This window comes from Noviherbaspirillum denitrificans, from assembly GCF_002211445.1.
Lineage (GTDB): Bacteria > Pseudomonadota > Gammaproteobacteria > Burkholderiales > Burkholderiaceae_D > Noviherbaspirillum > Noviherbaspirillum denitrificans.
The window spans coordinates 3,583,872-3,591,431 of the sequence record NZ_LSTO01000001.1 but is presented as its reverse complement, the minus strand read 5'-3'; the positions used below and the strand labels follow the sequence as shown (position 1 = coordinate 3,591,431).

7 protein-coding genes are annotated in these 7,560 nt (G+C 62.8%); 3 read left to right on the top strand and 4 right to left on the bottom strand.

What is annotated here, in order from left to right; translation table 11 throughout:
• On the top strand, positions 1–581 hold a 581-nt coding region (locus AYR66_RS17360), incomplete at its 5' end, for a GGDEF domain-containing protein (protein ID WP_141104265.1).
• 278 nt (positions 582–859) lie between these two features.
• Positions 860–3,709 carry an EAL domain-containing protein gene (locus AYR66_RS17355; protein WP_088708545.1) on the top strand — a complete coding sequence of 950 codons (2,850 nt, stop codon included), beginning with the start codon at positions 860–862 and terminating at the stop codon, positions 3,707–3,709.
• Here the strand turns inward: AYR66_RS17355 and AYR66_RS17350 are convergent, their stop codons facing one another.
• Together AYR66_RS17350 and AYR66_RS17345 are read right to left on the bottom strand one after the other, a co-directional pair.
• Positions 3,710–4,942, bottom strand: a complete 1,233-nt coding sequence (locus tag AYR66_RS17350; RefSeq protein ID WP_088708544.1) for a malic enzyme-like NAD(P)-binding protein — start codon at positions 4,940–4,942, stop codon at positions 3,710–3,712.
• A gap of 467 nt (positions 4,943–5,409) precedes the next feature.
• Positions 5,410–5,772, bottom strand: a complete 363-nt coding sequence (locus AYR66_RS17345) for a hypothetical protein (RefSeq protein WP_088708543.1) — start codon at positions 5,770–5,772, stop codon at positions 5,410–5,412.
• 196 nt (positions 5,773–5,968) lie between these two features.
• Here AYR66_RS17345 and AYR66_RS17340 point away from each other — a divergent pair, with 196 nt between their 5' ends.
• A complete protein-coding gene (locus tag AYR66_RS17340; protein ID WP_088708542.1) occupies positions 5,969–6,631 on the top strand; it encodes a hypothetical protein in 663 nt (220 codons plus the stop codon).
• Here AYR66_RS17340 and AYR66_RS17335 read toward each other — a convergent pair.
• Both AYR66_RS17335 and AYR66_RS17330 read right to left on the bottom strand, forming a co-directional pair.
• Positions 6,603–7,214, bottom strand: a complete 612-nt coding sequence (locus AYR66_RS17335) for a carboxymuconolactone decarboxylase family protein (RefSeq protein ID WP_206047209.1) — start codon at positions 7,212–7,214, stop codon at positions 6,603–6,605. The genes AYR66_RS17340 and AYR66_RS17335 overlap by 29 nt on opposite strands.
• Before the next feature lie 17 nt (positions 7,215–7,231).
• The coding region (locus tag AYR66_RS17330) for a YbfB/YjiJ family MFS transporter (RefSeq protein WP_141104264.1) at positions 7,232–7,560 on the bottom strand (329 nt) is incomplete at its 5' end.

Below are 7,560 nucleotides of genomic sequence, written 5' to 3'. Positions count from 1 at the left end.
CGTTCGCCGGTGCATTCTGGCTGCTGGTCCTCATCACCGGCGTCTCGACGCTGGCGGGCATGAGCCAGCTCGCCTTCATGCTGGTACTGGTGCGCCAGGCGATTCGCGATCCGCTGACCGGCGTGTTCTCGCGCCGCAGCGGCGAGGAAGTGATGGAACTCCATTTCAACAACGCCACCCGCCACGAAGCGCCGATGTCGGTGGCGTTCTTCGACATCGACCATTTCAAGTCGGTCAACGACAAGTTCGGCCATGAAGCGGGCGACAAGGTGCTGGTCGACATGACGGGCACCGTCGGTGCAAACCTGCGCCGCGGGGATACACTGGCGCGCTGGGGCGGCGAGGAATTCGTGCTCATCATGCCTAACACCGACCTGCGCCAGGCCGAAGCAGCCGTCCAGCGTCTGCGCGGCATCGGCTTCGGCAGCCGGCCCGACAATACGCCGGTAACCGTCAGCGCAGGGATCGCCGAGCGGATCGGCGATGCTGCCGACGAATGGAAAAAACTGGTCGACACGGCAGACCAGCGCATGTACCGCGCGAAGCAGTCCGGACGCAACCGCGTCGTCGCAAGCGACTGATTTCAAAAATGACAATGCCGGCCTGGAGCGATTCCGGCGTTGTCAATCTTTCCTCGCGGAAGCGCCCTTCAGCATATATGATGAATTGGATTGATTTGCATCAATTCACGTCAGCTGAAGAATGAAAGGTGCCGCCGCACGATCGACCTCCCGGTCACGGCAGGCAGGCCCGCAAGGAGACAAGCATGCCGGGAGTCCTTCCAGAGCAGACTGCATTGTGCAGCGAAGCCAGGCAGCGCCTTGCCCGCCCCCAGTGATCCGCTTGTCCGCAGATTGCCATGCCTCCCACTCCCAAATGGCTTTCCGGTTTGCGCGGCGCGCTTGCAGCCTGGCGAAGGTCGGGCGACATGTACCGCCACATCACGCTATCCTCGCTCGCACTGGCCGCCGTCCTGCTGACTGCGGCCGGCATGATCGCACTGGGCGCGCTGCACTGGGGACTACTGCTCCTGCTGGCTGCCTGGTACGGCTCGCATCGCTTCGGACGCGCAGTGGTGTCACGCATCGCGGCGTTGCGGCATACCGCCAGCGAAATCGCGCGCAGCGGCTCATTCGACCTCAAGGCGGAGGTGGATGGCGGCAACGAGTTTTCGTCGCTGGCGGAGAGCTTCAACGCGATGATGGACCGCTTGCGCACCGCCTATGTGCAGTCGCAGGCGAACGAGACCGAAATCAAGTCGCTGCTCGACAATTCGCCCCACCTGATCGCGCGCTTCGACCGCGACCTGCGCTGTATGTATGTGAACAGGCAAGTCCAGTTCTACTTCGACCTCCATCCGGAACGTGCACTGGGCAAGACACCCGAAGAGCTGGGCATACGCGGCAGCGTGCGCACGCAGATGGCGAGGCTGGCGCGCGAAGGCGGCGAGGCGGTGTACGAGTACGACCATGGCGGCCGCAGCCTGGAAACGCATTTCGTCGCCGAACGGGATGCCGATGGCAACATCTCGTCCATCCTCTGCGTCACGCGTGACGTCACCGCACGCCGTGTCGCCGAAGAAGGCCTGCGCCTGGCAGCGCGCGCGATCGAATCGAGCGACTATCCGATCGTGGTGACCAGCGCCGCGCAGGACGGCTTCCTGATCCGCTACGTCAATCCCGCCTTCGTGCGCCTGACCGGCTACAGCGCCGAGGAAGCGATCGGCCGCAACTGCCGCTTCCTGCACGGAGACGACCGCGACCAGCCGGGTTTGGAAGAGCTACGCGCCGCGCTGCAGGAAGAACGTGAAGTCCACGTGGTGCTGCGCAACTACCGCAAGGATGGCTCCCGTTTCTGGAACGAGCTGTCGGTGTCGCCGGTACGCGATGCCAACGGCGCGGTCACCCACTTCGTCAGCGAGATGGTGGACGTGACCGCCCGCCGCGAGGCACAGGAGCAGCTCGAGCACCAGGCGACGCACGACCCGCTGACCGGACTACCCAACCGCAACCTCCTGACTGACCGGCTGATGCAGGCAATCAGTTACGCACAGCGCTACCAGCGAATGATCGCGGTGGCCTTCCTCGACCTCGACAAGTTCAAGCATGTCAACGACACGCTGGGCCACGACGCCGGCGACCAGTTGCTGAAGATCGTCGCGGAACGCCTGTCGGATTGCGTGCGCGACTCCGACACGGTGGCGCGGCTGGGCGGGGACGAATTCGTGCTGGTGCTGTACGACCAGGCCAATGAAGACATCACTTACCATGCAACGCAGCGCGTGCTGAGCAGCATCGCCGAGCCGATGGTGATCGCCGGCCGCGAGATTACCGTCACCTGCAGCATCGGCTTCGCCGTATATCCGCAGGATGGCGCCGATGCCGAAACACTCATCCGGAATGCCGACACGGCGATGTACCGCGCCAAGGAACTGGGGCGCGACAACTTCCAGTTTTACACGGAGGAGCTGCACGCCCGCATCAATGAACGGCTGGCGATGGAAACCGGTTTGCGGCGCGCACTGGAGCACGACGAATTCGAATTGCATTACCAGCCGCGCGTGGACCTGTCTAGCGGCAAGGTGACGGCCGTTGAAGCGTTGATCCGCTGGAACCATCCCGAACTCGGCCAGATCGAACCGCTGCGCTTCGTGCCTTTGGCGGAGGAGCTCGGGCTGATCCATCGCATTGGCGAATGGGTGTTGCACGAAAGCTGTCGGCAACAGGCGGCGTGGCAGAAAGCCGGCGTGGCCGACCTGCCGGTCTCGATCAACATTTCCGGCATCCAGTTCGTACAGAAGGATTTCATCAAGCTGCTGTCGCGCGTACTGCGTGAAACGCCACTCGACCCGTCGCGCCTTGAACTGGAAATCACCGAGTCGCTCTCGATGCAGGATCCGGAAAACAGCATCCGTGTGCTGCGGGAGCTGAAGGCGCTGGGCGTCCGCGTGGCGATCGACGACTTCGGTACCGGCTACTCCAACCTCCACTTCATGAAGCAATTCCCGGTGGACATCATCAAGCTCGACCGGAGCTTCGTGCAGGATATCGTGCGCAATCCGGAAGACCTGGCGATCTCCAATGCAGTGATTTCGATGGCGCACAGCCTGCACCTCAAAGTGACCGCGGAGGGGGTGGAAAGCGTGGCGCAGCTCGCGCTGCTGGCCGACCACGGCTGCGACGAAATGCAGGGCTACTACTTCAGTCCGCCCCTGCCAATGGAGCAGTGCACCGCCCTGCTGCGGGAGAGCAGGACGCTACCAATGGAAAAACTGGGCCGCCGCCAGGTCAACCGCACCATCCTGCTGATCGACGACGAGCCGCACGTGCTGTCGGCGCTGGAACGCATCCTGCGCCGCACCGGCTGCCGCATCCTGACCGCCAACAGCGCGCTCGATGCCTTCGACCTGATGGCCATGCACGAAATCGGCGTGATCCTGAGCGACCAGCGCATGCCGGAAATGACGGGTGTCGAATTCTTTGCGCGCATCCGCAACATGTACCCGGCCACGGTGCGCATGATCCTGTCGGGCTATGCCGATGTCGACGCGGTGACCAATGCCATCAACATCGGCGCGGTCTACAAGTTCCTCAACAAGCCATGGGATGCCAACGAGCTGTGCACGATCATCAGCGAGGCGTTCGACAAGTACGAGGACGACGTCTTGCGCCTCTCCGGGGGCGTGGAGAGGCGCGCGGTTGCGTGTTGATTAGAGCAGCGTCTTTGCCAGCGCTTCCAGCTGCGCAGCGTATGCCTTGGGATCGAGCTCCTTGCGCGCCACGCCACTTTCCGCCGCTGCCGCCGCAATCTTCGGCGTGACACCGGTCAGCAGTCGCGGATCCAGCAGCGTCGGCACGATGTAGTTCTTGCCGAACTGCGCGTCGGCGCGCGCCATGGCCGCGAGGGCAACGACGCAGGCGCGCTTCATCGCCTGGTTGATCGTGGTCGCGCCGCTATCGAGGGCGGCGCGGAACAGGTAGGGGAAGCACAAGGCGTTGTTGATCTGGTTCGGGTAGTCGGAGCGGCCGGTGGCGACGATCGCATCGGGCGCGACTTCCAGCACCAGTTCCGGACGCAGTTCCGGCTCGGGATTGGCGAGCGCGAACACGATCGGCTGCGACGCCATGCGCTTTACGTCTTCCTGCTTGAGCAGGCCTGGACCGGACACGCCGAGGAACACGTCGGCCATGCCGATCACGTCCGACAAGGTCTTCGCCGCGGTGTTCTGCGCCCATGCGCGCTTTTCCTCGGTCAGTTCGCGGTCGGTGGTCAGCACGCCGCGGCTGTCGCACACGTACACATTCTCGCGGCGCACACCGAGGTCCACCAGCATGTCGAGGCAGGCCATCGCGGCGGCGCCCGCGCCGGAGCAGACTACCTTGACGAGGGAAATGTCGCGGCCGGTCAGGTGCAGCGCATTGAGGAAGCCGGAACCGACGACGATCGCGGTGCCGTGCTGGTCGTCATGAAATACCGGGATTGACAGGCGTTCGCGCAGCTTGCGCTCGATGGTGAAGCATTTCGGCGCCTTGATGTCTTCCAGGTTGATGCCGCCGAAGGTCGGGTGCAATGCGGCGATGATCTCGACCAGCTTGTCCGGATCGGTTTCGTCGATCTCGATATCGAAGGCGTCGATGCCGGCGAACTTCTTGAACAGCACGGCCTTGCCTTCCATCACCGGCTTTCCGGCCAGCGCGCCGATGTCGCCCAGACCCAGCACCGCGGTACCGTTGGTGATGACGCCCACCAGGTTGCCCTTGGCGGTGTATTCGTAGGCCTTGGCGGGATCCTTGTTGATTGCGACGCAGGGTGCGGCGACACCCGGCGAGTACGCGAGCGAGAGGTCGGCCTGGCTGCCGACCGGCTTGGTGACTTCGATGGCAATCTTGCCGCGCTGTCCGGCGGCGTGGTATTCGAGGGCTTGTTGTTCCAGCGTGGACATCGTCGTTATGCTTTCTTATTTATGGTTGGTCGCGGAAACCGCTTGCGCAATGCGGCGGCCCGCGCTTGTCTCTGGGGACAAGCGCCAGTCTCCTGGCGAACGTTGTGATGGTGCTGCAGCGCCGTTACGCGAGCGGCAGCAGCTTGTTTCGTCGTGATCTGTCGGTCGCCTCATGGCGCCGGACGGGGGAAGAACTGTCCGGTTTCCGGACGAGCACAGGGATCTCTCGTGCAGGCGTTCTTTCCGTCAGCTGCGGGATGCGGGCGGCTGCTTAAGTCGATCGCATTCCGTGGACAGGTACATGCCGCAGCGACGTGCGCGGCATCTCCCGGTTTCTTCCGTTGATAAGGAAGAGGAACAAATACGTCGCCGCGCGGCGAGCCCGGGTTCTAGAGGCCGCTGCGCGGGGAGGCGTAAGACTAGCATAATCCGCCCCGGGAGGGGCATGGTATTGCGGAGACTACGTATCAGCGGAAGGCTTCTGCCAGCGACATCACGCGCGGGGTGATCTTGATGTTGAATCCGCCCAGCACTTCGTCGAGCTTCTGCAGGTTGGATTCCTTCTCGGCGGCGGTCCATCCATCGAAAATGTCGGTGCCGGCCTTCTGGAAATGGATGTCGACGATCTTCTTGCCGTCGTGGTGGGTGTAAGGCTTGGTGAACACCTGCTTGAAACCCAGGCCCTCGACCGCTTCAATGAAACTGGCCGGCGGGTCAACCGCATCGACAGCCACGTACACCATGAACGTCTTTCCCGGCGGCTTGGCCGCCACATCGACTGTAAAGACACCGGGTGCAACCGGTGCCGACGTGCTTTTCAGAAATAGCATATGCCCCTCATCCACTCTTGTTGACATGGCCCGCTACCTGCCGAGCCGTTCTTTATTGAAGGCAATATGCCATAAATATCCCGCCGCTTGAATAGTTGCCATTCTTGCCACTTTTGGCAAAAATGTCCGCTATCCCTCTCGCTACAAGGCTTTCGGGGGCGTATATTTCCAAAAGGCAAAACTTCAACATTCTTCAATGTTTGTCGGCCACTACTCCGCAGCCTTCCTTGCCAAGCGCGTCGCGCCCGCCGTGCCGCTTCCGGTGTACTTCGTGACTTGCCAGCTGATCGACCTGTTCTGGGGCGGCTTCGTGCTGCTTGGCGTGGAGAAGATGCGGGTGATTCCAGACTTCACGCGCTCCAATGGACTGGACCTGTACTTCATGCCCTATACGCACAGCCTGTCGTCGGCGCTGCTGTGGTCAATCGGGACCGCCATCCTGTTCTGGCTATGCACGCCGCGCCTGGCGCAACGCACGCGCTGCGCCATTGCGATCGGACTGACCGTGGCGGCGCACTGGATGCTGGACCTGCTGGTGCATATTCCCGACCTGCCACTATGGTTCGACAGCATGAAGGTGGGCCTGGGATGGTGGAACTACTGGACCTTCGCGCTCCTGCTGGAGCTTGCGTTGATGTGGGGAAGCGTACTGCTCTGCCTCGGCACGGTTGCCGAAAACCGCCACCGCTACCTGTTGCTCGCGGTGGCAATGACCGGGCTCCACCTGTACAGCCTCTTCAAGCAACCGGCGGAACCCTCCGCCGTGGCAATGCAGCTGCTCGGCGCCTACCTCGCGCTCACTGTCGGCGCGTGGTGGGCATCACGGCCTGTCAGCGCGGGAAAGGCGATAGCGGCGTAACCGTCGTTTCCTTCTGCGGCGGTGTGCGCGCCACGTTCATGACCATGGATACGGTAGTGAAGTAACCAGCCAGGCCGACCATGTCGATCACGCCTCGCTCGCCGAACTTCTCCACCGCGCGGCGGTAGGTCTCGTCCGACACGCCATGAGTACGCGCCAGTTCGTCGCACAGGTCGTAGGCAATTTCCTCGTCGTCCGCCATGCCCTTCGGCCGCCGGCCTTCCGCCAGCGCATCGAGCACATCCTGCTTCATGCCGGCCTTGAGCGCGAGCGGATAGTGCATGCACCACTCGAACTGCTGCGTCCACTGGCGCGACACGATGAGCATTACCCATTCATTGATGCGCGTTTCCAGCGCACTGTGGAAGCGGATGTATTCGCCGACCTTTTGCAGCCGGTTCATCAATTCCGGGCTGCGCATCAGGGGGATGAAAGGGCCGAATACCGCGCCGCGCGGGCCGTTGATCAATTCCTGCGCCGCAGCCTTCTGCGCGTCGTCCATCGCGTCCATTGCCAGCGGCGGCATGCGTTCCGGGCCGGGCATGCAATTGGTCGGATCCAGCTTGGTCACTCCATGGCTCATGTCGATTCCTTTCAGATTCAATGTGGTTGTCCGCGTCGCAGCAGCAAGGCGCTTCCTGCGAGCAGCACGGCGGCGATGATAAGGGCGGTCGAGAATCCGCTGCTGCCGGACACGGTCAGCGGCCCGATGATTTGCCCGGCAGCGAAGGCCGAGGTCATGGCGGCGATCAGCACCGTCGCATTGCTGCCCGCGATGCGCTTGCCTTCCTGCAGTGCTGCCAGCGTGATGACCATGAAGGTGCCGCCCACGCACAGCGCCGCGATGAACACAGCCGCAAAGCCGGGCATGACAACCGGCAAGGCGACGCCGGCGGCCATCACGAAATGGCTCAGTTTCCACACACGCC

What these genes read in the sequence shown, in the direction of transcription:
- AYR66_RS17355 (WP_088708545.1), top strand. Translation starts at nt 860, where the DNA reads ATGCCTCCCACTCCCAAATGGCTTTCCGGTTTGCGCGGCGCGCTTGCA.
- AYR66_RS17350 (WP_088708544.1), bottom strand. Translation starts at nt 4,942, where the DNA reads ATGTCCACGCTGGAACAACAAGCCCTCGAATACCACGCCGCCGGACAG.
- AYR66_RS17345 (WP_088708543.1), bottom strand. Translation starts at nt 5,772, where the DNA reads ATGCTATTTCTGAAAAGCACGTCGGCACCGGTTGCACCCGGTGTCTTT.
- AYR66_RS17340 (WP_088708542.1), top strand. Translation starts at nt 5,969, where the DNA reads ATGTTTGTCGGCCACTACTCCGCAGCCTTCCTTGCCAAGCGCGTCGCG.
- AYR66_RS17335 (WP_206047209.1), bottom strand. Translation starts at nt 7,214, where the DNA reads ATGAGCCATGGAGTGACCAAGCTGGATCCGACCAATTGCATGCCCGGC.